Below are 24,966 nucleotides of genomic sequence, written 5' to 3'. Positions count from 1 at the left end.
AACCGCTGCCCTGATCGTGCTCGCCCGAAAACTCCTGCGCGTGGCATTCTCACTGTTCAAGCAAAAAAGCAACTTCGACGCCTCCATCGTTGCTGTAAAAACTTGACGAAAACCATAGAACCTCAGCGCGAACGGTTTGGTTGAAGTTCTATGGTTTCGGTCAAGCATAAAACCGTTCAAGCCTGTCGCAAGGTCGATGCGCCGCGCAAGGTTTCGACAGGCCAGAACGGGTATTTTTCTCAATTTTTTAAAGTCTCAATAGTCAGGTCGCTGCATTCGTTTTTGCTCTCGAAGCATGAACAGGTAAAGCCCTTCCACTTTCTCTCTGGCCCATGGTGTTTTGCGCAAAAACTTCAGGCTGGAATTCACACCTGGATCATGCGAGAAGCAGCGCACCGGTATCCGCTCGGCGAGTCCAGCCCATCCATACTGGGCTTCGAGCGCGCGAACCATAGCCTCCAGCGTGACACCGTGAAGCGGATTTTTGGGTTGGGCGGCAGGAGGTGAAGCTTCGTTCATAGCCTGATTGTGCACGTGAGCTTCCGTCGTTTCCAGAGAGCTGCATCAACCAAGGTATGGTCAGGGCGAGACCTCCGTGAATGGGCTTTCTCCGAGCCTGTGAGGCAGGCGTGTTGAATCGCCTTCTGCGAGGGAGAATGCCACGTCTTTGTCTCAGGGAAAATCGTAGGCAAATCGCGCATTTTTTTTGCTACGTTGGCCTACGATAGTCGGGAAGTTCGGAGAGAATTCAAACTACCGTCTCTATTCTGGACTCATATGAACTGGGGAATAGGTGACCCGCGCATTTTGAGAAGGCACAGATCTTTTCAATCCTCCACTGTCCTAGCTTTGCCCGTGAAAAGATATACGCCAGATGACTCAAAACTCCCAATTTGTATCCCGGCTTCTTGGCGAGATCAACAGGCTTCGTCATCATCTCATTGCGGAACCAGTCATTGACCACTGGCTCGCTGTGGCCGACCCACCGATTCCCCGCACCCTGCATGAGGTGGACCATTTTGTGGCGCTGGTCACCGGAGCTGAAGATCGATGGACCCGCCTGGCTGACCGGCTCGACACCCCATCACGTGAGATCTTGTTGGCCATCTTGCTGTACCGCTCGTTGGGTTACCAGCGCTACAACATGCCCTGGGCCACTGAGCTGCAGCTTGGGGCCGTTTATGGCCCTGCGCGTTCAGCGACGGTCGGTCCCGCCGGCGGAGAGCCGATCCCCCCGTGGCCGATGTTGTTGTTTGACTTCGAGTACTTCGGCAGCCAGCTCAACATCGAAGCGTGGCTTGGCAATATTGCCGCGACTTTTACGGCGCGGCAGTACTATCACCCTGAGGTGCATATCCAACCCGGTGATGTCGTGATCGACGGCGGAGGGTGCTTTGGAGACACGGCTCTGGCTTTCGCCGCGGAGGCCGGGCCAGAAGGGCGTGTTATCTCGTTTGAGCCCAATGCGTCGAACTTGAAAATTTTGCATCGTAACCTCGCCCGCAATCCTGAGCTTGCCGACCGAGTGACCGTTCTTGAAAGAGCTATCAGTGATCAGCCTGAACGGACGCTTTCGTTCATGGCTCAGGGCGCAGCCTCTTACATCAATTCTGACGGCGACGGCACCGTTCGCACCGAGACGCTGGATCGCCTTGTCGAAGACGGGCGTGTTGACCGCATTGACTTCATCAAGATGGACATCGAAGCGCATGAAGGGGCCGCACTGCGTGGAGCCCGGCAGGTACTTCGAGAGTTCAAGCCGCGTCTTGCGATCGCCGCCTATCATCGATCAGATGATCTGCTGGCACTGTCTGAGCTCATCCTTGAGCTGCAGCCCGCTTATCAGCTCCGACTTGGCCACATCACCACAAGTCAATCCGAGACGGTGCTATTCGCTGCGTAGCGGACAGATTGAATTTCCGGAGCCACCTTAAGCTATGAGATTGCGAGACAACTATGAAGCTGTCAGCGACGTTCAATTTTTTTGATGGCGGGGAGCTGCTGGTCCCAGTACTTCAGAGTATTCGCCCGCATGTTGACCACCTATCGGTTGTCTTTCAAGAGAGATCCAACTATGGGAACCCAAGCTCCCAAATCTCCCGGGTCGCGCTGCAGGAGGCCACAGCGCTCGGCTTGATAGATAGCCTGCTGTCCTACACGCCAGATCTGGCGCTCAGAGGCGGGCGCAATGAGTTTCGCAAACGGGTCATGGGGTTGGAATGTGCCAAAGCCGCAGGCGCAGACCATTTGATGTTTTGCGACGTTGACGAGTTCTACGTTCCGCAACAGCTTGAGGATGCCAAGCGCTTCATAGAGGAGCACGGAATCGATTTCACCACTGTGAGCTATGTCAACTACTACGGACGGCCCACTTTGCAGTTGAGGGGGATAGGCGCGGAACATGTCCCGAACCATCAGACTGCGTTCATCTGCCGGTTGACTGAGCAAACAACCCACGAATTTTGCGGTTGGTATCCGGTCGATCAAGTGGATCCGACGAGGTGCATCTATGTCAAAGGTGGCAAACACCACATTTTTTCTGCGCAAGACATCACGATGCACCACATGACGGGGATCAGGTTGGACATCGAAGAGAAGTTGAAAAATTCTTCATGCAACGACGTCCCCTCAGTCATCAAGCAGATCAGGGAGAACTTCGCTTCCTTACCTCAGCTCATTCAGGGTTCGCACACGCTGGCGAATGGATTGACCGTTCATCTCGACGAGGTGCCGGATTTTTTTAATCTGACCGCTGTTCTTCGTCTCGCAGCTAAAGACAAGTGAAGCGTGACCATTGACCGGAAGTCGGTTCCAGTTTCGTGATGATCGCAGCGCTTAGGGACTCCTCCATCACGGGCACCTGAGCAAAAGCCGGTGCGCCTTGATCGTGATGGGGCGGTCCTTTTTTATGGCTGCCCGTATTGCATGCAGATTTCCTACCAGTGGAATCGGGCGGAAAAATGAGAAAACGGAAACCTCGAGTTTCCGTTTCTGTACTGCGTTCATGGCATTGAGATGCTTACACTTTTGCTGTGTAGAAGACGCGCGATTTTTTCGCAATTCAACTGAGCTTCTTGATGATTCTGTGGAGACAAAAATGAAGTTGCCTTTCAAAGTGGCTGGCTTGGCACTTATCTTTTCCGCGTTGAGTGCGTTTGCGCAACCCACCACGTCCTTGACATCGCAACCTCTCAAAGTGGTGGTGCCTTTTGCGCCTGGCGGCGGGACTGACCTCTATGCCCGGCTGCTTTCCAATGGGTTGTCCAAGCGTGGCGTACAGATGGTGGTGGAGAACAAACCGGGTGCAAGTGGCATGATCGCCGCGACGGCCGTTGCGCGCGCCAAGCCGGATGGACGCACCATCCTTTTTGCATCGCTTGGGACGCTGGTCAGCAATGCAGTTTTGCTTGATAAGCTGACTTACGATCCCCAGAAAGACTTCCGGGGTGTCACTCAGATCGGCTACCAACCCTCTCTTATCGTGGCGCGTCCAGATGCTCCATTCAAGGACATTCGTGGTTTGGTGGCTTACGCAAAAGCGAACCCCGAGAAAATCAATCGAGGCTCTCCGGGAGCCGCCATCATCACGAACCTGGCTCCTCTGGCCTTCGAGAATAAGTACGGTTTCAAGACCACTCACATACCTTTCAACGGTGTGGCACCAGGTTTTATTGCCTTGGTGTCGGGGCAAATTGACATCATGGGCACCGGTCCATCTGGCATTGCTCCCTACGTGAGTGATGGTCGCATGACCTTGCTGGGCGTCATGGGTGAGTCGAGGCTGCCGCAGTTCCCGAACGTCCAGACCTTCAAGGAGCAGGGTTACGACTTCAACGGCAATCTTTGGTATGGCTTGTCTGTTCCCGCTGGAACACCCGTGGAGACCGTCAAGGAACTCAACAAGATAGTCAACGAGGTCTTGAATGACCGAGACTTCAAGGAGCGCGCTCGCGAGATGTCCGTAGAACCTAAAGGCTCAAGCCCCGACGAATACGACGCCTATGTGCGTGCTGAGACCGAGCGTTGGGTTCCGGAGCTGAAGAGGATAAAAGCGAGCATGGACACCAAGTAACGCAGATGTTGGTCGGCGGTTTCGGAGGGTTATGCCGTAGCGAGCACCAAGTGGCTTGGTGACACGTTGCGGTACGTCCGGCTCGGCGAGACATAACTGAGTGGATGGCGTTGACTGCGAGAATCTATGCCAGTGCCGCTGGTAGCGGCCGCACGTTGACGCCGGTGTCCTGGATCCGGCACCGGGACGGCTGAGAGCAACTGCCGCGTGTAGGGATGCTGCGGATTGTTCAAAATGGCATCGCGCATGCCAATCTCAACGATCTCACCGAGATACATCACGGCAATGCGATGGCTGATGCGTTCTACGGTGGCCAGATCGTGCGAAATGAAGAGATAGGCTAAGCCGAGTTCTGCCTGCAATTGCAGCATCAGATTGATGATTCTGGCCTTCACTGACACATCAAGCGCGGACACGGATTCGTCGGCAATGATCAGGCTGGGCTGCAGCCCCAGGATGCGCGCCAGGCAGACGCGCTGGCGTTGCCCGCCTGAAAATTCGTGCGGGTAGCGGCTGGCCATGTCTGGGTCCAGGCTGACTTTTCTCAGTGCCGTGGCGACCTGGTCAGCTACTGACGAACGATCCGCTAAACCATGGAACAACAGCGGTTCGGCGATGGCTTGCCCGATAGTCTGACGCGGGTCCAGGCTGGCATAGGGGTCCTGGAAAAGGATCTGCATGCGCTTGCGCAAACTGGCCAACGCGGTTCGCGAGAATCCCGAGATCTCCTGGCCGTCTAGCTCAATTGAACCGCTGGTGGGCGTCACCAGACCGATGATGGAGCGGCCTATGGTCGATTTACCGGAGCCCGACTCACCGACCAGCGCCAGTGTCTCGCCAGGCTGGATCGTAAAAGACACATTTTCCACCGCATGCACGCGCGCGGTGACCCTGCCGAACAGCCCGTCGCGAACGTCGAAGCGTGTCGTCAACCCATGCACAGCTAGAACAGGCGGCACGTCGTCCTGCGGAAGGCTCGCCTCGAAGCTTGGTTTGTGGGTATGTCCAGTGGCTGTGTCTACCAGACTGAAGGGTTCAGGTCTTGGCTTGCCCTTCAAGTCGCCAAGGCGTGGTACCGCCGCCAGCAGGGCGCGGGTGTACGCGTGGTGGGGTGTCTCGAAAATGGCCGCGGTGGAACCGGCTTCTACAGCATGGCCTTGGTACATGACCAGAGTTCGGTCAGCGATCTCTGCCACCACGCCCATGTCGTGCGTGATGAACAGCGCGGCCATGCCGGTGTCGGCTTGCAGTTCCTTGATCAGGTCCAGGATCTGAGCCTGTATGGTTACATCCAGCGCTGTGGTCGGTTCATCGGCGATCAGAATGTCCGGTTCGCAGGCCAGGGCCATGGCGATCATGACCCGTTGGCGCATACCCCCTGAGAACTGTTGCGGATAGTCCTTGACGCGGCCGCGTGCGTTGGGCACGTGAACACGGTCTAGCAGGCGCACCGCTTCGTCTCGCGCGGCGCGCCCGGTCAGGCCGCGATGCTGTCGCAAGGCCTCGCCTATCTGGTAGCCCACACTGAGCACCGGATTAAGGCTGGTCATGGGCTCCTGGAAAACCATGGATATCTGGTTGCCGCGGATGGCCTGCATGGATCGTTCTGGCAGCGACGTCAGCTCCTGACCGGCTAACGTGATGCGGCCTTCGGTACGGGCATGGTCGGTGGACAAAAGCCGCATGATGGCCAGCGCCGTGACGCTCTTGCCGGAACCGGATTCGCCAACAATGGCTAAGGTCTCGCCAGCGTGCAGGTCGAAGGAAACGCCATGGACAACTTCGCGCCAGGCGCCTTGCACACGAAAGGAAACGCGCAAGTCGGCAACGGAAAGGAGTGGCTCAGGCATGTTGTCCGTAGTGCTTGAAGGAGATGGTGGTGTCGCGCTTGAGTTGGTCGATCAAACCCACTTCCCAATCGATATAGGTCTTGAACGCACCGAAGCGGTCTTCGCGGAAGTAGGGCGATAGCCATACGTCGTCGGCGGGGTCATGCCATTGCGCGTGATCGGCGCCCTGCAAGGTTTGGCCGCTGTCTTTCCAGGCTTGATTGGCTCCGGCGAACACCCGAACCTTGTCGTTGCCTGCAATGCGAGCGATATCAGCCGCAACCAAGCGTGCTAGGGCAGGGTCAGCCGCTACGACCACGATGTCGCGGCCCGCTGCAGCGTCCAGCAGACGCTGGTCTATGCGCGAGCGCAACGCGAACTGCGCGCCGGGGATGTGGCTCGCCCGATAGGATTGACTGCCCGAGAAATCGAAGAGCGAGATCTTCTTGGCATCCAGGCCCTCTTTAAGTTCGTCTGTGGTGATTTGAGAGGCCGGCGCAGGCAACCCTACCGCTGAACGGCGTCCGGGCCCGATCTCCAGCGCATCTGTGGCAGTGTCGAGGCCATAGGTGTAGACATCCTTCCAGCCGAGCTGGATCAACCAGGAGGCGGTGATCGCCGAGCGCACCCCGTTTCTGTCATCGATCAGCACCACGCGTGCATGGTGGGTGGCGATCCATTGATCGGTGGCCTGCACCAGTTGCCCGCCTTCGGCCCAAACGGACAGCGGCAGATGACCGTCCTGGTATTCCTCCCGGGTGCGCACATCGAGCAGGTACAAAGTGCGCGAAGTGTCTGCACGCAACGCATCCAGTTCGCTGCGGTCCACCTCTTGAATGGCGAAGCGCTCGCGCAATTGGGAGATCGAACGCAGCGCTTTCTGAAGGCCGGCATGCGAAGGTGTCGGTGCCGTGTTGTGATGTTTGGTATTTAGCGGATAGCCCGCATGGAGCCAGGCCATCGCGCCGTTTTCCAGTGCAACCACGCGATTGGGCAGGCCTGTGTTGATCAGCGCCTGGGCACCAATGATGGACCGGGTGCGGCCTGCGCAGTTGATCACGACCAGCGTGTCCTTGGACGGTACGAGGTCGTGCACACGGTAGGGCAGTTCTGCATTGGGGACAGCATGGGCGCCCGGAATGCTGAAGTTGTAGAACTCGTCGATGTTGCGTCCATCCAGCACCACGAGATCTGCGCTGCTATCAAGCAGGGACTTCAATTCCTCGGGCGGTATATGCGGGGTGCCGTAGGCGTGCTCCACGAATTCACCGAAGGCCTTGGAGAGCACGTGCCAACCTGTATAAACCTCGAAGCCCGCGTCGCGCCAGCCTTGAACGCCGCCGCTGAGTAGCGCAACGTCCCGATAACCCACTTCGATCAGGCGCTGCGCACCGCGCTCTGCAAGGCCTTCAAAGCCGGCGTCATAGACAACTACCGGGGTGTCGCGGCGTGGAATCAACGCATCGACCTGGAGCTCAAGCTGGCTCAGTGGCAGGGGAATGGATTGCAGCACATGGCCGTCATCTACGTGGCGGGCCAGCTCGCGAACATCAATCACAGCGATTTCCCGCGAATCTTGCAGGCGGGCGACCAGCTGGCGCGCTGAGATGGTTTTGATGGTGACGGCCGGGGCTATGGCGTCAGGTACGGCAGCAAGAATAGCGCTCATGAGTTTGTCCTTTGTCTTGATGGATGTCGGCTGAATCAGATGAGAGACCGAGGACCGGGTTCGACACCGTTCAGGTAGTAGTTACCAAGGTGGAACAGCTTCCACCGCAGCGGGTCGTGCAGGGTATGGGTACGTGCATTGCGCCAATGGCGGTCCAGGTCGTACTCAGCCAAGGTGGATCGTGCGCCGGTCAAGGCAAACAATTGGTCCGACACTTTCAACGCCGCGTTGGCGCAAGCGATACGCGCGTCAGCGGTGGCCAAGCCTGCGTGCAAGGCGGCGTCTTCGCCGCCGTCAGCCCAAGCTCGGTCTATGTCTTCAGCTGCCCCCCGAAGGAGGCGGGCGGCCGTGCGCACACCGTGGCTCACATCACCAAAGGCCTGGATGATGAAAGGTTCCTGCGCGTGATGTTCGTGAGGGTTGTCTATCCAGGGGCGGTTCTGGTTGAGGATGTAGCTGCGCAGGTCATCCTGGGCTTCTTCGGCAATACCGAGATCGATAGCCGAATGGATCAAAGCGGCCAGCAGCCGGGTAGGGCGCGTCGCTTCTCCCGCCAGGTAGTAGGGAAAGACATGAAAATCCGGCACGAAGACATTCTCAAAGATCGTCGTACCGCTGGCGGTTGTGCGCTGGCCCATGCCGCTCCAGTCATTTACCAACGTTACCCCAGGGGCTTTCGCGTTGACGAAGAACATGAGCTGGCGATTTTGGTCGTCATACCCTATGAAGGGAATCCATTCGGCGAAGGCCGCGCCTGTTGAATAGAACTTCTTACCCGTGACTGTCCAGCCACCGTCGACCTTGCGCAGGTCATGTTCGTAGGTACCTGCTCGCTTGCGTGAGTTCTCTGAATGCGCGTTGCCGATGCTGTCTCCAGCCAGGATACGCCGGTAGAAGAAGTCGGACTGCTCCGGTGTGCCGAAGGAGAAAGTGGGCAGAAAGCAAAAATGGTTTTGCGGAATCTGCCCAATGCTGGGGTCCGCCTTGGACAAGATGCGGAAGACCTCTCCAACGGTGCGCGCTGAGGCCCCCAGGCCGCCGTACTGACGCGGCACGGTAATGGCAAAAATGCCCGCCTGCTTGAGTTCAGCGATTTCCCCGTGCGGTAGACGACGGTCGCGGTCACGTTCAATGGCGCTGCTTCGGAATTTTTGGGCGAGCCGTTCGACGGCTTCGATCGCCGCAGCTTCGGTCTCTAGCCGATGTGCATCTGCGGTTGTGGCTTCAGGCTGGGACAAGAGAGTCTCCATGATGGTCTTTGAACACGTACTTAGATATCAGTATTGGGATTGAGCACCAGGCTCACGCCGTTGCCGATCGCTGTAATGGCGGCTACGGTCAGTACGATGGCGCAGCCCGGGATAGCGGTGATGTACCAAGCCGTGCGCAGCACCTGCCTGCCTGCGCCGACCATGCTGCCCCAGGACATGACGTTGGGATCGCCCAGGCCAAGGAACGCCAGACCTGCTTCCGTGAGAATGGCCGTGCCGGCCAGGATGGTGGCGGTGACGATAGCTGGCGAGATGACGTTGCGCAGGATGTGGCGCCACACAATGTGGGGCGAACTCAGACCCAGTGCAAAGGCGGCGGCAATGTATTCGCTGGCGCGCACGCGCAGTGTCTCAGCCCGTATCAGGCGCGCCGTTTGTGGCCAGCTGGTCAGGCCAATGGCCAACACAATGGAGGTGATCGTAGGTTTGAAGATCGCCACGATGGTGATGACGAAGATCAGCGATGGCATGGTCTGAAAGAGTTCGGTCACGCGCATCAGCACATGGTCTACCCAACCGCCGAAGTAGCCCGCCGCCAAGCCGATGGCGATGCCCAGCGCAGACGACAGGCCAGCCGCCGCCAAGCCCACCATCAGCGAGACGCGTGCGCCGTAAACCAGCCCCACCAGAATGTCGCGGCCGAAGCTATCAGTGCCCAGAGGAAATCGGGGATCGGCTCCGGGCCACAGAAACGGCTGGCCCACCATGGCGAAGGCGTCTTCCTGGAAGACCCAGGGCGCAGAAGCGGCCCACAGCGCAGCGAGCGCGAGCAGTACCAGAGAGGCTACAGCGGCAGGGTGCTCGGCGAAGCGGCGCCAGGTGGTCGGAGAAGCGCTTGTCATTTCAGTTCAATCCTTGGGTCCAGACCGGCGTAAATCAGGTCGGTGGCGATGTTGGTCAGCATGACCACCAGCGAGCTGCAAAAAAGAATGCCCAGTAGCAAGTTCAGATCGCGTTGCGCGACAGCATCGAAGGCAAGTCGGCCCAGCCCCGGCCAGGCGAAGACGGTCTCGATCACCACCGAACCGCTTAAGATGGAGCCGATCTGCATGCCGGTTACCGTGACGATCGGCAGCAGTGCGTTGCGCAGCACATGGACGACTGACACCCGCACGTCGCTCAATCCCTTGGCATGCGCGGTGCGCACGAAGTCCAGCCGCTGCACGTCTTTAATGGCGGTGCGCGTGATGCGCGCATAGATCGCCAGGTAGAAAAAAGTGAGACTCATCACCGGCATGACCATGTGGCGGGCAATGTCCAGCAGGCGGGCAACTCCCTCGTATTCAGCGTCGATATCTTCCACCCCTCCTGTGGGCAGCCACTTAAGATGGATGGAAAAGAGAACGATCAGCATCAGGCCGATCCAGAACAACGGTGTGGCGAAACCCACGGTGGTGAACATGGAGATGCCGTTCTTGAGCCAAGGTCGCCGGGTATTGGCTGAAAGCCATCCGAGCCCAACCCCGATCAAGCTGGCCAGCAGTAGGCTGGTGCTGGCCAGCAGTACCGTCGCCGGCAACCTTTCGGCAATGAGTGCCGCTACGCTCATGCCATTGCGAAAGGAGAAACCCAGGTCGAAGCTGAGCAATTTCTCGTAGTAATGCAGCAGTTGCAGCGGCAAAGATTGGTCTGTACCGAACTGCTCGCGCAGCATGGCCATCAGTTCGGGTGTGGCCGCGCCCATCTCGCCGGCCATCACGTCGGTGATATCGCCGGGAGCCAACTTCAGCAAAAAGAAGTTGGCGAGAATGATCAGCAGGGCAATGGGAATGACCTGGATCAGCCGGTGAACGAAATAGGCGAGATAGCGAAGCATGGGGACGGACTAGGCTCTGGCTTGCAGCCAGATGTCTTTGAAAGACTTGGCATAGCCGTCGGGGAACGTGCTCAAACCGCGCACCCGCGAGGAAACGACACTGAAGTGCTGAAGCTCTAGCAAGTTGATGGAGGGCAGGTCGTTCTGCGCAATCTTCTGGAACTGCACCAGAAGTTCCCGCCGCTTGGCGGCATCGTTTTCGGTGAAGCTGGCCTCGATGATTTGATCCAGCTTTGGGTTGGAGTAACCCGTGCCGTTGGACCACGGCACGCCTTTGGCGATGGTCTTGGTCCAATACCGGCGCAGTACGCCGAACTGAGGGTCAGCTCCTGCGGCGTAGTAGGTGCTGAATGTGTCGAAGTTGCGTTCCCCGAAGATGGTTCGGTGGAACTGACTGAGATCCAGATTGACCAGTTCCACTTCAACGCCCACCTGTTTTAGCGATTCCTTCAGGAATTCGCCAACTCGCTTGAAGGCGTCGCCATAAGGCATGGTGTGATGGGTGATGCGAAGACGCACCCCATCGGCTTTGCGCGGCAGACCGGCCTCGTCCAGTAGTTGTTCTGCCTTCTTCGTATCGAATGGGTACTGGGTGGTGTCTGCGGTGTAGGTGGCAGCCTGGGCGCTAGGGATGGGACCCGTGGCAACCTTGGCCAAGCCAAACCAGACCTTGTTTGCCAATGCCTGGCGGTCGATCGCGTGAGCGAAGGCGGCGCGCAGGCGCTTGTCGCGGAACTGTGGCCGGTCCAGATTGAAGTCGAAGAAGAACTGAGGAACGAAAATCCCGTAACCACCGGTCTCCACGCGGAGACCGCGGGTGTTCTTCAAGCGAGTCACCTCGGAAGGAGCCACTGAACTGAAGGGCGAGTAGTGGACCTCACCCGCCTCCAGTGCCGCCGCACGCGAACCGGGATCGGTAATGGTCTTGAAGCGCACGCGGTTCAGAAGGGGGCGACCTCCCCAGTAATCAGGATTGCGTTCCAACAATATGTAGTCGCCGCGCTGCCACTCTTTGAACACGAACGGACCTGTTCCGATCAGCTTGTTGTTCCATTCATTCGTCAGCGGCGGTTTGCCTTCGTACAAATGGCGGGGCAAGATAGCGGCCTCGGCGGAAGAAAGCACTGACCAGATCGCGGGCGACGGCTCTGACAGCTTGAAGATCGCGGTATGCGCGTCGGGCGTTTCAACAGCTTGCACCGCCTTGTACGCAGTGCCAGCGCGTGGGTTCACTTTCTTGACGACCTCTAGCACTGTGTACTGCACATCGGCGGAGGTGAAGGGCTTTCCGTCATGCCACTTCACACCGCGGCGCAAATGGAAGGTGATGGTTTGCCCATCTGGAGAAGACTCCCAGCGTTCAGCGAGGGCCGGCACGGGTTTGTAGTCTTTGTCGTAGGCCACCAGGCCTTCGACGACTTGCCCGGCCAATACGCCGGCTGTGTTGGAGTTGAAAAGGAAACCTGAGGGCTCAGGCTCGAGGTTGACGATGAACGTGCCGCCCTCACGCGGCTTTTCCTGAGCCAACGCCTCCAGGGGGAGGGCGCCGGCTATTGTGGTGGCCATGGAGCTCAGTATGAATTTTCGGCGGTCTGTCGTCATGGTTTGGTTTCCTTGTGTCATTGCTTGGGTTCTGTATGGGCGTCCGGAATGCGCAGGCCGGCTTCGTAAAGCAGGGGCAGGACTTTCTCGCCGAAATACTCCAGATCTGGAGCGAAGTCGTAGAAGGTCAACTGCACGCCGTCGATGCCGGCGGCCTTCAACTTGAGCAACTTATCGACGATCTGCTCCGGGCTTCCCACCAAATGCAGGTTCCCTCCGATGGCGCGGTGTTGGCGGCGCTGCTTGCTCCAGGCCTGGGCATCGCCCCGGCGTCCGTGTTCCGCGAAGTTCTCTACTGCGGCCACGTCGGCGGCGGCTTCGATGGCGTCTCGGTAGGCAATGGCTTCTGCTTCGGTGTCGCGGCAGATCACCATCGGGTTGATCATGGTGCGCAGCGAGCGGCCGGCGGCCGCTGCCGTGGCGCGGATATTGGCAATGTGATCAGGCAGGCTGGCCAACGCGTCTTCCATCTGATTGCCAGCGGGGCTCGTGATGAAGATCAGGTCGGAGTGCTGCGCGGCGAACTGGATGCCCGGTTGCGAACCCGCCGCATTCACCAGAATAGGCCGTCCATGCACTGGTTTTGGCGAGACGAAGGCATCCTCCATGGCCCAGTACGGGCCATCCACCGTCAGGTTGTTGGTACGCGTCCAGAGCTGCTTGAGCCGCTGCACGAAGACATCGGCCATTTCATATCGTTTGTCGTGCTCGATCTTTTTCATGCCGAACATGAGCGGCTCGCGCTCCGCATATCCGGTCACAACATTGATGCCCCAGCGCCCTTTGGAAATGTGATCCAGTGTGGCGCCGAACTTGGCCAGATGGACCGGGTGCCAGGGGCCGTAGAGCACGTGCAAGGTCGAAATCAGCAGAATGCGCTTGGTGCACGCGGAGAGCGCTGCGGTGGCCATGAACGAATCAAGCGATATCTCGCGGTAGCGGATGTCGCCTCCGTACCCACCAGCGCTGGCCCATTGCGCCAGTGCGAACACCAGATCAAAGCCAAGCGCTTCCGCGCGCTGGGTGAGGGCGGCGTTGTAGTCGAAAGTCCAGGTGGTTGTGCGCGGCAGCGTCGATGGCGTCCAGCCACCGTCTTGCACTGGCAAGAACAGGCCCAGGATCAGGGGTTGACGCAGAACGCGGGCGAGCGGGCTGTGCGGATCGTCCGCCGGAGAATGTTGCAACTGTGCGCTCATCGAAGGTCATCCAGGAGTGCGCGGTGTAGGCCGTAGGTCATCGTCAATATCCGGTTCAAGAAAAAAGAGGGGCTGCCATCGCGTTGCCTACGCTCAGGCGCAGGCCAGGCGCTGCAGCGATCAACTCCCGCGTATAGGGATGGGTAGGCTGGGCGAACACCTGCTCGGTCAGCCCGCGTTCGACGACCTCGCCTTCGCGCATCACTGCCACTTCGTCGGCGATGCGGCGCACCACAGCGAGGTCGTGGGAGATGAAGAGGTAGGTCAGTCCCAGGCTGGACTGCAAAGTTTCGAGCAGCCGCAGAATCTGCGCCTGCACGGTGACGTCCAGCGCCGAAACAGGTTCGTCCAAAACCAGGATGCCGGGTTGAGCCGCCAGTGCGCGGGCGATGGCCAGGCGCTGCAACTGGCCGCCAGACAGCTCGCGCGATTTGCGTGTGAGCACGTCTTTGGGCAAGGCCACCATATCGAGCAGTTCTTCGACCCGTGCTGCATGAGAGTCCGGAGTGCCTATGCCCAAGGCACGCAAGGGCTCAGTCAACACCGTCTGGATGCGGTGTTGGGGGTTCAGCGATAGATACGGGTTCTGGTAGACGAACTGCACATGCCGGCGGTAGTCGTGATCCGGGACACCGGTCAGTTTTGCGCCGGATGCGTTCCGCACCACGACCTCGCCAGCGGAGGGTGCGAGAAAGCGCGCAATCACGCGGGCCGTGGTGGTTTTTCCTGAACCAGATTCGCCGACGATGGCCAAGGTGGAACCCTGCGCCACGTCGAAGGACACATCGTTCACTGCCTTGGGCCCGGTGGCGCCGCCGCGCGCAAGGTATTGCACGCTGACACCGGACAGGCTGATGGCGGGCGCACGCGTTGCCCTGTTGAGCGGCGCGCGCTGGCTAGGACCGGCACCCGGCACATCGCGAAGCAATTGGCGGGTGTATTCGTGTTGGGGATCACCAAGCACTTGCTGAGTGGGGCCGGCTTCGACGATGCGACCGTGCCGCAGCACCACCACATGTTGAGACCGTTCGGCGGCCACTCCAATGTCGTGGGTGACCAGCAGCACACCCATGTGGTCTTCGGCACGGCGCTGATCGATGAGGTCAAGAATGCCCTTCTGCACCGTGACGTCCAGTGCCGATGTAGGCTCGTCTGCGATCAGAATTTGAGGCGTCCAGGCCATGGCTATGGCGATGAGCACGCGTTGCTGCATACCGCCGGACAATTCATGCGGGTATTGGCGCGCCACGGTGGCCGCGTTGCGAAAGCCCACGCGCTCCAGAAGATGCAGAACGCGATTCCAACGGTCCGCGCGCGTTGCTCGCAAGCCATGAACCACCAGAACTTCGTCCAGTTGCTGGCCAATGTGTTGCAAAGGGTCTAGCGAGCGCCCCGGGTTTTGCGGCACATAGCCCAGAGCCGTACCGCGCAGGCGCTGGAAACGATGTTCTGGCAGGGTCAGGAGATTGTCATCACCGAACAGGACAGTGCCCACAGTGAGCGCCGACGCCGGCAGCGTGCCCGCGACAGCGCCGACGATGGTGCTTTTGCCCGAGCCCGATTCCCCCAGTAGCGCGGTGGTTTCGCCTCGCCGCAGTTGAAAGCTCACTTTTGTAGCGGCCAGGATGTCGCGGCCCTGTCCGCGGTAAGTCACGGCGAGATCACTGACGGCCAGCACGATGTCGCCGTGCCGGTTGCCTTCGTCGTCCAGGGTGGTGCCATAGACTGCAGAGAGCTGGCTCATCGCACCCTCCTGCGGATTTCAGTGGCGACGCGGCTGGCCGAAAGCACGACCGCCACGATGACCAACCCGGGCAAAGTCGTCAACCACCAGGCGAATGCCAGGAAGTCGCGGCCTTCGGCAACCTGCAAACCCCACTCTGGTGTAGGCGGTGGCGTGCCAAATCCCAGGAAACCCAGCGTGGCGATGGCGAGAATCGCAGTCCCGAACTGCAAGGCAGCGAGCCCCAGGACCGGTGTGATCGCGTTGGGCAGGATATGGCGGAACACGATGCCGACATGACCCACCCCTGATCCACGCGCCGCTTCCACATAGGGCAAGGCACGTACGCGCAGCACTTCGGCGCGCGTCAGGCGCGCGAAGACCGCAATCGAAGCGACACCCACGGCCAATGCAGCGTTCCAGGTACCAAAGCCGAAAGTAACGACGATGGCCATGCTGAGGAGCAGATTCGGCACCGCCAGCAGCACATCAATCAGGCGCATGACCACCGCGTCGACCAGGCCACGCCCGTAGCCTGCCAGTACGCCGATGAACACGCCCGCAGAGAGACCCAAAGATACGGCGATCGTCGCCCCGCTGAGAGACAGCACAGCGCCATGGATGGTGCGGCTCAAGACGTCTCGCCCCAGGTTGTCTGTGCCGAACAGATGCTGAAAGCTAGGTGCCAGCAAGCGGTTGGCGGGGTCGGCATCCAAAGGACCATAGGGCGCGAGCAAGCCCGGCGCCACCGCACATAGCACGGCTAAAGCGATTACGAACAACGCCAGGACCAGTCCAGGCTGCTTGATCCGCACAAGCCTAAGGGGCGTGAGGCCTGCGTGGCGATAAATGGTGGCGGTATTCATGTCGCGGACTCCTTGGGAGCAGGTGTAGTGCGCACGCGCGGGTCTACCAGTGGGTGAACGACGTCGACCAGCCAGTTGGCGAGCACGAAGGCCGCGGCGGCAATCAGCACCACTGCCTGAATGACCGGCAGGTCCTGGTTCGCGACCGAACGCTCGGTCAGGTGGCCCAGGCCAGGTCGCGAGAAAATGGTTTCGGTGACGACTGCGCCGGCGACTAATTCGCCGGTAGTGATACCCAACACGGTTAACGCCGGCATAAGCGAATTGCGCAGCACATGACGCAGGTAGATACGAATTGCGCCAACCCCCTTGGTTTTGAGCACCTCGACAAAGGGTTCGTGGTACACCGCCTGAACACTGGCCATGAGCACCGCAGCCAGAGGCGCGCTCACCGGTAGCGCCATTGCGAGCGCAGCAAACAGCAGCGATGAGGGCGCTTGATCGTCCACCGCCACGAACATGCCCAACCTGAAGGAAAACAACTGGATCACCAACAGCCCCAGCCAGAACATGGGCACGGAGACGAACAGGCTGGGCAGCAGTTCCAGCGCACGGCGCAGGGATTCCCAGCGGGTCAACGAGACAATGCTGACAATCGCAAGTGCCAGCAGGATTGCAAAGACCAGCCCAAGTGCCGTCAATTGCAGCGTGGATGGGATGGCCTTGGCCACCAATGTGCTGACGCGCTCACCCGAGATCAGGGAAAAGCCAATATCCCCCTCAAAAAGCCGCTGCAAAGACCCCAGATATTGTTCCCACACAGGTCGATCCAGACCGTAGTAAGCCAGGATCCTGGCTGCGTCGTCGGGGCTCACCGGATTGTCCGGATCGGCCAGCCGAACGCTGATGGGGTTCGATGGAATCTGATACAGCAATGCATAGCTGGCCGTGTAGGCCAGCCACAGCACGAGCAGAGCCTGTCCGGTGCGGCGGGTGAGGTATCGCAACATAAAGGTGGGTCCAGGGCGGCAGCGCGCCCTTCTCAAACAGAATTGGGCTTACTTCTTCGCAAGCCAGGCGGTCAGGAAGTAGGGTCGCCCCTGGGCTTCGTGGCCGATACCCTTGACGTAATTGGCAACCCCGTAGACCAGCGCGTCTTCATACAAAGGGATGGCCAACCCGTTTTCCAGCACATAGTTCTGTACCTGCGCTGCGATCTGCTTGCGCGCCTTCAGATCGGTCGTCTGGTTTTGCTTGCGCACCAGATCGTTCAGTTCCGGGATTTCCTTATTGGCTTGATTGCCAACAGTGCTGTCCCAGGTGAAGCGCAGCGCGTCGATATCGAAGCGGATCTGAGAGGTCTGGAAGAACGCGTTGAGCTTGCCGTCGCGCTGAACCTTGGAATAGGTTGCGGTGTCGGATTTGTGCAGACGCAAATCTATGCCCACTCGTTTCCACTGCTCGCTCAGCAGCTCAAAGCCTCCCTGCGAGGTAATGTGGTGCGCGGAGATGTAGGTGGGAATGGTCAGCTTCACACCGTTCTTGTAGCGATAACCATCTGGGCCCAGCTTCCACCCTGCCTCATCGAGCAGTGCCGCTGCCGCCTTGGGGTCGTACGCCAAGCGGGCTGATTGGTCTGCCCAGCCGGGGTTGTTGCGGCCCAGGACAGAGGTAGCCAATGCGTAGCTGTCGGACAGCAGGGCTTTCTTGAGTTCGGCGCGGTCGGTGGCCAGGTTCAGTGCACGGCGCACCTGCACATCCTGCAGAGTAGGCGTGCTGGAATTAACCGTGAGCACATTGGCCACGTTCGACGAAATCGCTTCCAGGTGATGGCGCGACGAACGCTTCACTAGAGGCTCATCGGTCGGCAAGATGCCGCGTGCGGCGTCAGCTTGCCCTGCCAGCAAGGTGCCCACCCGGACACTGCCTTCTGTGGCAATGGTGTGCACAAAGCCATCCAGATAGGCTGGACCTTGATGTTTTAGCGCGGGGGGTGCCCAGTTGTATTGGTCACGGCGCTTATAGGTAATTTCTTTGCCTGGTCTCTCAGACGCAAACACGAAGGGCCCGGTGGTCACCAGATTCTTGCCCTGGCATTGCTCCTGGTAGGGCAACTTGAGCGAGCTTTCTGCAATGATGCCTGCCTGCGGCATGGAGAGCTGCTGCGGGAAGCTGACATTAGGCTTCTTGAAATACACCGTCACCTGGGTGGGTGAGTCGACTTCGGTCCGGTCATAGTCTGCGACCATGGTCCAGCGCGGGATGGCCTGATCGGCATTGCCGAGTGCAATCTGGTCCAGGTTGCTCTTGATGACGCTGGCAGTCAGGGCAGTGCCATCGCTGAAGGTCACGTTCTTGCGCAGCACGAAGGTGAAGCGAGTGGCGTCCTCATTGGACTTCCAGGATTCGGCAAGCCAGGGAGACAGTTGCGCCGTCTTCGGGTCCTGATAGACCAACCGCTCGAGAATGCTGTTGGAAATGACTGAGTTGGCGTAGGTGCCGCCCGCCGAAGGCGCCAGGCAGATCCATGCCAGATAGTCCAGCACACGCAGAGTACCGCCACGCTGCGGTGTGTCTGCTGCGGCCGGAAGTGGCGCACTGACGGCGAATACCGTTCCGATCAATCCTGCCAGGACGGCGGATTTGCTTGCTTTCATTGTGATGACTCCAGGTGTGTTGGTCGGCATTCGCCACGCCGGCCGAAGAAAAGGTTCCGCCGACCGGCTGCGTTGCTCTGAACTTAGAAGAACCCTTGCTTGGGCAAGGGTTCGCCGCGTGCAAGATGGGCGCCAATGGCTAGCCCTTTGTACGAAGACGGGTTGTGCGAGGCGATCGTGCGGGCATTGCGCCAATGACGATCAAGTTGCTTGCCGCGATGCGTCGCGGATGCTCCGGCGGTATCGAACAGCAGCGTGGCAGACGTCGTGCCTAAGGCATCGATCACTACCTTGGCTTGTGCCGCAGCCAGCGCGGCTGCTTGATTGGCTGCCGATCGTTGCACGACGGGCAACGCGGCGGCTGCATCCAGCGCTTCAGCCGCGTGCAGAATGACTGACCGCGCCGCAAAAGCGTTAGCGGCAAGTTGCCCCAAGGTTTGCAACAACAACGGGTCTTCCGTGGGCGTGGACGAAGGCGCGAAGTAAAGATGCTGTTTGCGGGTCTTTATCAACTGCAGGGCATCGTTGAAAGAGGCTTGTACGATGCCCGCAATGACGGCGGTCAGGAACAACTGGGGTAGGCTGGAGCTGTATTCCGTACCAGGGCGCAGGCGATCGCGGCGCAGCAGCTGCAGCTTGGTGTCGAGGCGCGCATGATCAAGAATAACGGTGCCGCTGCCAGTAAAGCGCTGGCCAAAGCCGGCCCAATCGTCTATCACCTTCACGCCCGTGTCCTGCGTCGACACCACTGCTGAAAAGGTCTGCGCGCCGTCTTCGGTGGTGGCCTGAACGGCAATCCAATCCGCATAGACGCTACCAGTGGCGTATTGCTTCTGGCCCTCCAGGTAGTGCCCCTTTTCATCTTCGCGCAATGTGGTGCTGAAGCGGCTGAGATCCGCCACGCTTCCATCTGCGTTGACGGGGCGCACAGCGTCCGTCACGCCCTGCGCAAAGAGATCGCCCTGGCCTGCACGAGTGAGCCAATGTGCCGCTTGGTCCCGGTCGCCCAGCGTCAGTAGCCCGTTGACGAAGGCGTAGTGGTTACGGAAGATGTGAGCGATGTTGGCATCAGCTGCACCCAGGCGAACCACCAGCGCGAACAACTCGCGGTAGCTTAAACCTGCGCCACCAAACTCGCGCGGCACGTGCAGCGCGCCGAAGCCACGCGCCAATAGCGCCCGCACTTCATCGTGCGGTAAGCGGCCCTCGTCTTCCCGCTGCGCGGCGGTGCTGGCTATGGTGGCGAACAACTCCGTCCAGGTGTCCTGGGATTCCGTCGTCTTGGAGGGAGCGGTGGATGCGCGTGCGGACCTTTCGCCCTCGTCCTCGGAGCGGTTGTCGCTGCGCTGGGGCACGTCAGCTTCGGTCGTGAGCGTCATTTGGATTCCGTGTAGTTCGATTCATTCTTTGCTTGCATCGAAAAGATGTTTTCAGCAACGAATTTACAAACCACGCCGGCGTTCCACAACGAAGCCCTCCACATATGGTTATGCGGTGAGCGACCTTGCCCGTGTCCTAAATAACACTTAGCTCATGTTGAGCGTTGCTTCATGACCCGAAGGCTGGGGCCGCTTGTTGAATCTCTATCACGTAGCTTTTGGCGGTACCCACTACGCGTGCGTCTCCCACACCCAACGCCTTACGACATCGCCAGCTTGCGAAGGCCGTCACTGATCTTTTCCGCCACCATAAGAACGGGCAGATTGGTATTGGCGCTGGGCAGGGTAGGTATGACAGAAGCGTCGGCCACCCACACGTTTGCGAGCGCTACGACCTTGCCGTGCGCGTCGGCCACGGTGTCAGGCGAATCCGGATGCCCCATTTTGCAGGTCCCACTCACGTGCCACATACCGAAGGTCTGCGCGCGAAGAAACTTCTGCATCGCTTCGCTGCTGGTGAGCAGTTCCCGGATGGACCACCCGCCATTGACTGCGTGGCGCAGTAGCAGCGGGCGCAGTCGCCCAGCGGCATCGACCACTGTCGCAGCAACTTGCGCCAGAGCCGCATTGGAAGGAGTGATTCGCGACAATGCCTTGGCCCGTGGCGACAGCGCCAGCGGCATCGCTCCTCCCAGGTGTGCGAAAGGCATCGACTGCGCGATGCCAGCGAGCCGGTGCACGCCGTCAGCCATGCGCAGTGCGTCGCGCTCATCGCCCAGCAAGTTGAGGTCGACTTCGGGCGCGACGTTGGGGTCCATCGACGTCAGGCGGACTTGGCCGCGGGCGTACGGACGGTTGCACCAAAGGAAATAGGTGGCCAACCGGGCTCCCATCGCATGCCAAGCTGCCCGGCCCGAGCTGGCAACATACATGTCCGAGTTTTCGCTCGCACCAAAGCCTGACGAATAACGCAGGCCAAGCAGGCTCGCGCGCACAGGCGGCGCAGGCGCGCGGAATCCCCGCGGTAGGTATTGACACAATGCGATTCCCGGATGGTCTTGTAGCCTGCGGCCAATCCCAGGTACGTTGGCAACCATTTGCGCACCTAGCGGCAGCAGTTCCTCGGCAGGCCCAACTCCCGAGCGAAGCAACAGAGCGGGCGTATGGAGCGCACCGGCGGTGAGCACAAAGCGCCGTCCACGTACGCTGAATACGGGCCGCGCGCCGTACGAAACCTGGGCGGACGTGGCAACCCGGTCATCGAACGCGATCCGGTCGACGCGATGGCCAGTGAGGATTTGGAGGTTCTTGCGACGGCGCACGTTCGCGTCTAGGTACGCCATCGCAGCCGTCACCCGGTGGTCGTCCTCGTTAGAAATGGCGGGCGAGAAGAAGCCGTCGCCGAACTCTCCGTTCTGGTCGCGTAGTTCTCCGAATCCGGCATTCAAGTAGGCCTTGCGCAACGCCAGCGAAAAGCCGTTCCATTGCCCCTGCGGGATGCGGCGCACGGGGATCGGACCTGCATCGCCATGCAATGGGCCGCCAAAGTCCAGGTCGCGCTCGAGCTTGCGGAAATAGGGAAGAACGTCGTCCCACCCCCAACCTGCAGCCCCTGACGCGCACCAGTCGTCGTAATCGCGTGGCAGCCCGCGGTTGGCGGCTTGTGCGTTCACGGTTGAGCCACCTCCCAGTACTCGGCCTTGCTCGTACGGTACTGGAGCCCTTCCGGCAGCGGGACGAACGCGCAGCCCGGGCCAGAGCCATTTGTCGCCGCGGAAAGTGGCCAGCGGGAAACTGCTAAGGATGTCCGGGTGGACTTGGCCTGGCGGCATGTCCTCGCCAGCCTCAATAAGCAGCACGGAAGTCGAGGGGTCTTCCGATAGCCTGCTGGCCAGGACGCAGCCGGCCGAACCGCCGCCGACGATCACCACATCGAAGGTGGCGCCGTCGGCGATACCAACTGAAGGTACGGCATTCACGCCACATCCTCGCGGTAGATGTGGCGTGTCTGCAGGAACAGATCGAGCCCATCGACTCCGTGTTGCAGACCGAAGCCGCTATCGCGCAGGCCACCCATTTCTACCTCCGGCAGGACGATGTTGTGCGTGTTGATCCACACCGTTCCTGCGCGAACGCGCTGCGCCACGGCCTGAGCACGACCCACGTCCCGGCTCCAAACGCTGGCCGCCAGGCCGAAGGGGTGGAAGTTCGCACGGTGAATCGCGTCCTGTGCGTCGGTGAATGTCTCGAAGTTAAGCAGCGGGCCAAACACCTCCTCGCCCGCGCCCGGCGCGCTCAGGTCTTGCACGGCAACGAGGCCGGGTCGCAGGAAGGCGCCGCGCTCGTCCTGACCCGGCAGACGACGAACTGGGAGCAGCACCTCGCCATGGCGCGAGGCTTCGTCGCACAGCCGTTCCATTCGTTCGCAGGACGCCTGGTCGATCAGCGGGCCCATCTGGGTGGCTGGATCGAACCCGTCGCCCACGACGATCGAATCCAGGGACTCAGTAAGTGCATCGCGGAAGGCATCGGCGATCCTGACGTCGACCAGCACCCTCGAAGCCGCGGTGCACAGCTGCCCCGCGAGGGCGGTTGCCGCGCGCGCGACCGCCGTCGCGGTGGCGCGAACGTCCACATCTCCGAATACGATGCAGGGTGCCTTGCCACCCAGCTCCAGGCACAGTCGTTTGAGAGTCTGCGCGCCATCGGCCATGATCTGCCGCCCGACAGCGGTAGAGCCGGTGTAGGCTAGGACGTCCACGCTCGGTGACCGTACCAGGGTTTGTGCGCCCGCATGCCCACTCTCAGAGAAACTGTTGACCACGCCATGTGGAAGTTCGTCAACGGCCGCAAGACACTCCATCATGGCCGTGTGCACCAGGGCGGTCTGCCTTGCGCCCTTGACGACGATGGTGCACCCGGCGGCCAAGGCTGGAGCCAGCGAACGCACCAGCAAGATGGCCGGCGCGTTCCAAGGCGTGATGACAGCTGCTACACCCGACGCCTCGCGCTGCAGAAGGCTGTGGACGCCCGGCGAAGTTTGCAGCGACCGGCCGGCGATCTGTCGCGTGAGCCCGGCGTAGTACTCCAACTCGCTGATGCAGTTTCGAATTTCCGCCCGCGCGACTGCCAGCGGCTTTCCGTTCTCAGCCGTCAAAAGGCGTGCAAGACCGTCCGCGCGGGCCGCGACATTCGCAGCGAAGCGCAGCAGCACTTGGGCACGCAGACGAGGCGAACTACTCCATGTGGTTGTGTCGAACGCCTGGCGCGCCGCATCAATCGCCGCTTCGACCTGGCGAACATCCGCATCTGCAGCGTGGCCAAGGATGTTTCCATTCGCGGGATTGAAACTCGCAAAAACGGCATCATTGCCGTGCTCAAGCCATTCGCCGCCGATCCATTGGCGCCCCAGAGTCTCAACTTTTTCTGCTTTCATGAATCCTCTTTTTTATGTTGGGACCACAGAGTGCATCCTGGCCCCAGCGCCTCTCATTGCGGCTGCAGCTTGATCGCATCGGCGATGTTTCTGAACTTATCCGCCTCGGATGTGTACAGCTTCTGTGCATCAAGCAGAGACGCTGTACCCGTGGCAAGGAACCCCGCCGCGGCCAAGCCCTTGCTCACATCGGGTTGACGCAGCGCCTCGGCGAGTGCGGCGTTAATCCGCTGCACGGCGGCCTCGGGCGTGCTTTTGGACACCACGGGTCCAACCCAGATGCTGTAGACGAAGTCCTTGAGCACCTTGCCTTCATTGACAGTCGGCCAATCGGCCCAGCGAGCGCTGCGGGCGGCACTGGTCAAGCCGTAGAACTTGACCTTGCCGGTGTCGATCAAGCCCTGCACCGGACCGGCCAAAGGCGTGAAGGCGAAATCGATCTGACCGCTGGCCACATCCTGCACCAGCGGGGCCGCGCCTTTGTATGGGATGTGGTTGAGCCGGACGCCTGTCTTCGTGCCAAAGGCCTCGGTGGCCAGATGATTGATTGACCCGCTGCCCATGCTGCCGTAGCTTAAGGGGCGTGCCGCGTTCGCTTTGGAGTACGCGATCAACTCGTCTACTGTGCCAGCCGGAAAATCGGGGCGTGCGATCAGCACATAGGGCAGTTCGCCCACCGTACCCACAAGGCGGAAGTCGTCCGGCTTGTATTTGACTGCAGACAGGCCCAGCGGCGCCAGGATGACTTCGTTGGGTGAGCCCATCAAGATCTGGCTGCCATCCACGGCGCGCAGTACTTTTGTCGCTCCAATCGAGCCGCCTGCGCCAGCCAAGTTCTCAACGATGGTGGTTTTTCCCAGTGCGGATTCAAACACCGGCCGGATCAGCCTGGCCGCCGCGTCGGCAGGGCCGCCCGGTGCATACGGCACCACGATTGAGAACTGATTGGGCGCGCTTTGTGCCATTGCAAGTGTTGTGCAGGCGACGAGGCTAATGAGGGCTGCACCGCGCAAGACGCGAAGCCCGATGGATGAGGTTGTTAGCATGCGGTTTTCCTGGAAGCCGGGGTGATATCCGGGTGTGTGCGAATTTTGTCCGCCGCCCCGACAGGGGACAAGTAGAATTCTCAAATGGTGCGAATCGGCACCGAGATCGCAGAGCGAGGGAGTGCCATGACCATGATTACCAAGGTCCTTCAGGTGTTGCAACACTTCCGCGACGGCCCTGCGCGGCTCACGGCTAAGGAGGTGGCGGAGTTCCTCGGGGTGTCGCTTGCTACTGCCTACCGTTACCTTGGCGACTTGGAAGCCGCAGGGCTGGTCGAGCGGGCATCGCTCAACGAATATGTGCTGGGATCCACCATCGTTGAACTAGACCGCGTCATCAGGCTCAATGACCCGCTTCTGGCCGCGGCCGGCGAGATTATGGACAGCCTATCCGCACGCACCGGCGCAACGGTTCTGCTGTCGCGGCTGCATGGGCTCAAGGTCGTTTGCATTCGCGAGGTGCG

Annotated in this window: 20 protein-coding genes; 4 read left to right on the top strand and 16 right to left on the bottom strand. The window is 60.1% G+C overall.

All coding sequences use genetic code 11. The annotated features are described in order from the left end of the window. Window positions 1-255: 255 nt before the first annotated feature. Window positions 256-519, bottom strand: coding sequence for a VF530 family protein (locus G518_RS0124890; RefSeq protein WP_028604822.1), 264 nt, complete (start codon window positions 517-519; stop codon window positions 256-258). A 355-nt stretch (window positions 520-874) separates the two neighbouring features. Here G518_RS0124890 and G518_RS36835 point away from each other — a divergent pair, with 355 nt between their 5' ends. From G518_RS36835 to G518_RS0124875, 3 genes are all read left to right on the top strand, one after another. After that, window positions 875-1,903, top strand: coding sequence for an FkbM family methyltransferase (locus tag G518_RS36835; protein ID WP_051237377.1), 1,029 nt, complete (start codon window positions 875-877; stop codon window positions 1,901-1,903). A 53-nt stretch (window positions 1,904-1,956) separates the two neighbouring features. Next, a complete protein-coding gene (locus G518_RS0124880; RefSeq protein ID WP_028604821.1) occupies window positions 1,957-2,784 on the top strand; it encodes a hypothetical protein in 828 nt (275 codons plus the stop codon). Between the two features lie 313 nt (window positions 2,785-3,097). Next, window positions 3,098-4,072: a Bug family tripartite tricarboxylate transporter substrate binding protein gene (locus G518_RS0124875; RefSeq protein WP_028604820.1), complete on the top strand. Its 975-nt coding sequence runs from the start codon at window positions 3,098-3,100 to the stop codon at window positions 4,070-4,072. Window positions 4,073-4,101: 29 nt separating this feature from the next. On the opposite strand, the gene G518_RS0124870 is transcribed toward G518_RS0124875, so the two are convergent. The 15 genes from G518_RS0124870 to G518_RS0124800 all read right to left on the bottom strand — a co-directional run bounded on the left by G518_RS0124870 (window position 4,102) and on the right by G518_RS0124800 (window position 24,502). After that, a complete protein-coding gene (locus G518_RS0124870; RefSeq protein ID WP_028604819.1) occupies window positions 4,102-5,922 on the bottom strand; it encodes an ABC transporter ATP-binding protein in 1,821 nt (606 codons plus the stop codon). Next, entirely contained in the window at window positions 5,915-7,570 is a 1,656-nt protein-coding gene (locus G518_RS0124865) for a rhodanese-like domain-containing protein (RefSeq protein WP_051237376.1), read from the bottom strand. Before G518_RS0124865 ends, G518_RS0124870 begins: the two co-directional genes overlap by 8 nt. Window positions 7,571-7,605: 35 nt before the next feature. After that, a complete protein-coding gene (locus G518_RS0124860; protein WP_051237375.1) occupies window positions 7,606-8,820 on the bottom strand; it encodes an SfnB family sulfur acquisition oxidoreductase in 1,215 nt (404 codons plus the stop codon). 20 nt (window positions 8,821-8,840) lie between these two features. Next, window positions 8,841-9,683 (bottom strand): ABC transporter permease, encoded by an 843-nt coding sequence (locus G518_RS0124855; protein ID WP_028604816.1) that lies wholly within the window; start codon window positions 9,681-9,683, stop codon window positions 8,841-8,843. Beyond that, window positions 9,680-10,657, bottom strand: a complete 978-nt coding sequence (locus tag G518_RS0124850; protein ID WP_028604815.1) for an ABC transporter permease — start codon at window positions 10,655-10,657, stop codon at window positions 9,680-9,682. The genes G518_RS0124855 and G518_RS0124850 overlap by 4 nt, the downstream gene beginning before the upstream one ends. A 9-nt stretch (window positions 10,658-10,666) precedes the next feature. Continuing rightward, complete coding sequence (locus G518_RS0124845; protein ID WP_036596016.1) at window positions 10,667-12,259, bottom strand: ABC transporter substrate-binding protein; 1,593 nt, start codon at window positions 12,257-12,259, stop codon at window positions 10,667-10,669. Between the two features lie 17 nt (window positions 12,260-12,276). Beyond that, window positions 12,277-13,455: an LLM class flavin-dependent oxidoreductase gene (locus G518_RS0124840; RefSeq protein ID WP_028604813.1), complete on the bottom strand. Its 1,179-nt coding sequence runs from the start codon at window positions 13,453-13,455 to the stop codon at window positions 12,277-12,279. Between the two features lie 55 nt (window positions 13,456-13,510). Continuing rightward, window positions 13,511-15,199, bottom strand: a complete 1,689-nt coding sequence (locus tag G518_RS36830; RefSeq protein WP_084652262.1) for a dipeptide ABC transporter ATP-binding protein — start codon at window positions 15,197-15,199, stop codon at window positions 13,511-13,513. Then, complete coding sequence (locus G518_RS40750; protein WP_084652260.1) at window positions 15,196-16,044, bottom strand: ABC transporter permease; 849 nt, start codon at window positions 16,042-16,044, stop codon at window positions 15,196-15,198. Before G518_RS40750 ends, G518_RS36830 begins: the two co-directional genes overlap by 4 nt. After that, on the bottom strand, window positions 16,041-16,994 hold the full coding sequence (locus G518_RS40745; protein WP_028604812.1) for an ABC transporter permease: 954 nt from the start codon (window positions 16,992-16,994) through the stop codon (window positions 16,041-16,043). The genes G518_RS40750 and G518_RS40745 overlap by 4 nt, the downstream gene beginning before the upstream one ends. 48 nt (window positions 16,995-17,042) lie before the next feature. Beyond that, window positions 17,043-18,641, bottom strand: a complete 1,599-nt coding sequence (locus G518_RS0124820; protein WP_028604811.1) for an ABC transporter substrate-binding protein — start codon at window positions 18,639-18,641, stop codon at window positions 17,043-17,045. An 83-nt stretch (window positions 18,642-18,724) separates the two neighbouring features. After that, complete coding sequence (locus G518_RS36820) at window positions 18,725-20,020, bottom strand: acyl-CoA dehydrogenase family protein (RefSeq protein ID WP_051237374.1); 1,296 nt, start codon at window positions 20,018-20,020, stop codon at window positions 18,725-18,727. 260 nt (window positions 20,021-20,280) lie between these two features. Further along, window positions 20,281-21,999, bottom strand: coding sequence for a GMC family oxidoreductase (locus G518_RS0124810; protein WP_245598129.1), 1,719 nt, complete (start codon window positions 21,997-21,999; stop codon window positions 20,281-20,283). After that, window positions 21,996-23,456 carry an aldehyde dehydrogenase family protein gene (locus G518_RS0124805; RefSeq protein ID WP_028604809.1) on the bottom strand — a complete coding sequence of 487 codons (1,461 nt, stop codon included), beginning with the start codon at window positions 23,454-23,456 and terminating at the stop codon, window positions 21,996-21,998. The genes G518_RS0124810 and G518_RS0124805 overlap by 4 nt, the downstream gene beginning before the upstream one ends. Window positions 23,457-23,509: 53 nt before the next feature. Further along, on the bottom strand, window positions 23,510-24,502 hold the full coding sequence (locus tag G518_RS0124800; protein WP_036596014.1) for a Bug family tripartite tricarboxylate transporter substrate binding protein: 993 nt from the start codon (window positions 24,500-24,502) through the stop codon (window positions 23,510-23,512). Between the two features lie 126 nt (window positions 24,503-24,628). Between G518_RS0124800 and G518_RS40165 the strand changes: the two genes are divergently transcribed. Continuing rightward, window positions 24,629-24,966 (top strand): helix-turn-helix domain-containing protein (locus tag G518_RS40165; RefSeq protein ID WP_028604823.1); only part of this gene is annotated, 338 nt, incomplete at its 3' end.

This window comes from Ottowia thiooxydans DSM 14619 (genome assembly GCF_000422885.1).
Taxonomy (GTDB): domain Bacteria; phylum Pseudomonadota; class Gammaproteobacteria; order Burkholderiales; family Burkholderiaceae_C; genus Ottowia; species Ottowia thiooxydans.
The sequence above is the reverse complement of the archived record's forward strand: the minus strand, read 5'-3'. Positions and strand labels throughout refer to the sequence as shown.

Bases quoted from the DNA above. Each gene is read 5' to 3' on its own strand.
- G518_RS0124875 (WP_028604820.1), top strand. From the start codon at position 3,098: ATGAAGTTGCCTTTCAAAGTGGCTGGCTTGGCACTTATCTTTTCCGCG.
- G518_RS40745 (WP_028604812.1), bottom strand. From the start codon at position 16,994: ATGTTGCGATACCTCACCCGCCGCACCGGACAGGCTCTGCTCGTGCTG.
- G518_RS0124860 (WP_051237375.1), bottom strand. From the start codon at position 8,820: ATGGAGACTCTCTTGTCCCAGCCTGAAGCCACAACCGCAGATGCACAT.
- G518_RS0124840 (WP_028604813.1), bottom strand. From the start codon at position 13,455: ATGAGCGCACAGTTGCAACATTCTCCGGCGGACGATCCGCACAGCCCG.
- G518_RS0124890 (WP_028604822.1), bottom strand. From the start codon at position 519: ATGAACGAAGCTTCACCTCCTGCCGCCCAACCCAAAAATCCGCTTCAC.
- G518_RS0124805 (WP_028604809.1), bottom strand. From the start codon at position 23,456: ATGAAAGCAGAAAAAGTTGAGACTCTGGGGCGCCAATGGATCGGCGGC.
- G518_RS0124850 (WP_028604815.1), bottom strand. From the start codon at position 10,657: ATGCTTCGCTATCTCGCCTATTTCGTTCACCGGCTGATCCAGGTCATT.
- G518_RS0124865 (WP_051237376.1), bottom strand. From the start codon at position 7,570: ATGAGCGCTATTCTTGCTGCCGTACCTGACGCCATAGCCCCGGCCGTC.
- G518_RS36835 (WP_051237377.1), top strand. From the start codon at position 875: ATGACTCAAAACTCCCAATTTGTATCCCGGCTTCTTGGCGAGATCAAC.
- G518_RS0124870 (WP_028604819.1), bottom strand. From the start codon at position 5,922: ATGCCTGAGCCACTCCTTTCCGTTGCCGACTTGCGCGTTTCCTTTCGT.
- G518_RS0124845 (WP_036596016.1), bottom strand. From the start codon at position 12,259: ATGACGACAGACCGCCGAAAATTCATACTGAGCTCCATGGCCACCACA.
- G518_RS36830 (WP_084652262.1), bottom strand. From the start codon at position 15,199: ATGAGCCAGCTCTCTGCAGTCTATGGCACCACCCTGGACGACGAAGGC.
- G518_RS0124820 (WP_028604811.1), bottom strand. From the start codon at position 18,641: ATGAAAGCAAGCAAATCCGCCGTCCTGGCAGGATTGATCGGAACGGTA.
- G518_RS0124800 (WP_036596014.1), bottom strand. From the start codon at position 24,502: ATGCTAACAACCTCATCCATCGGGCTTCGCGTCTTGCGCGGTGCAGCC.
- G518_RS40750 (WP_084652260.1), bottom strand. From the start codon at position 16,044: ATGAATACCGCCACCATTTATCGCCACGCAGGCCTCACGCCCCTTAGG.
- G518_RS0124880 (WP_028604821.1), top strand. From the start codon at position 1,957: ATGAAGCTGTCAGCGACGTTCAATTTTTTTGATGGCGGGGAGCTGCTG.
- G518_RS36820 (WP_051237374.1), bottom strand. From the start codon at position 20,020: ATGACGCTCACGACCGAAGCTGACGTGCCCCAGCGCAGCGACAACCGC.
- G518_RS0124855 (WP_028604816.1), bottom strand. From the start codon at position 9,683: ATGACAAGCGCTTCTCCGACCACCTGGCGCCGCTTCGCCGAGCACCCT.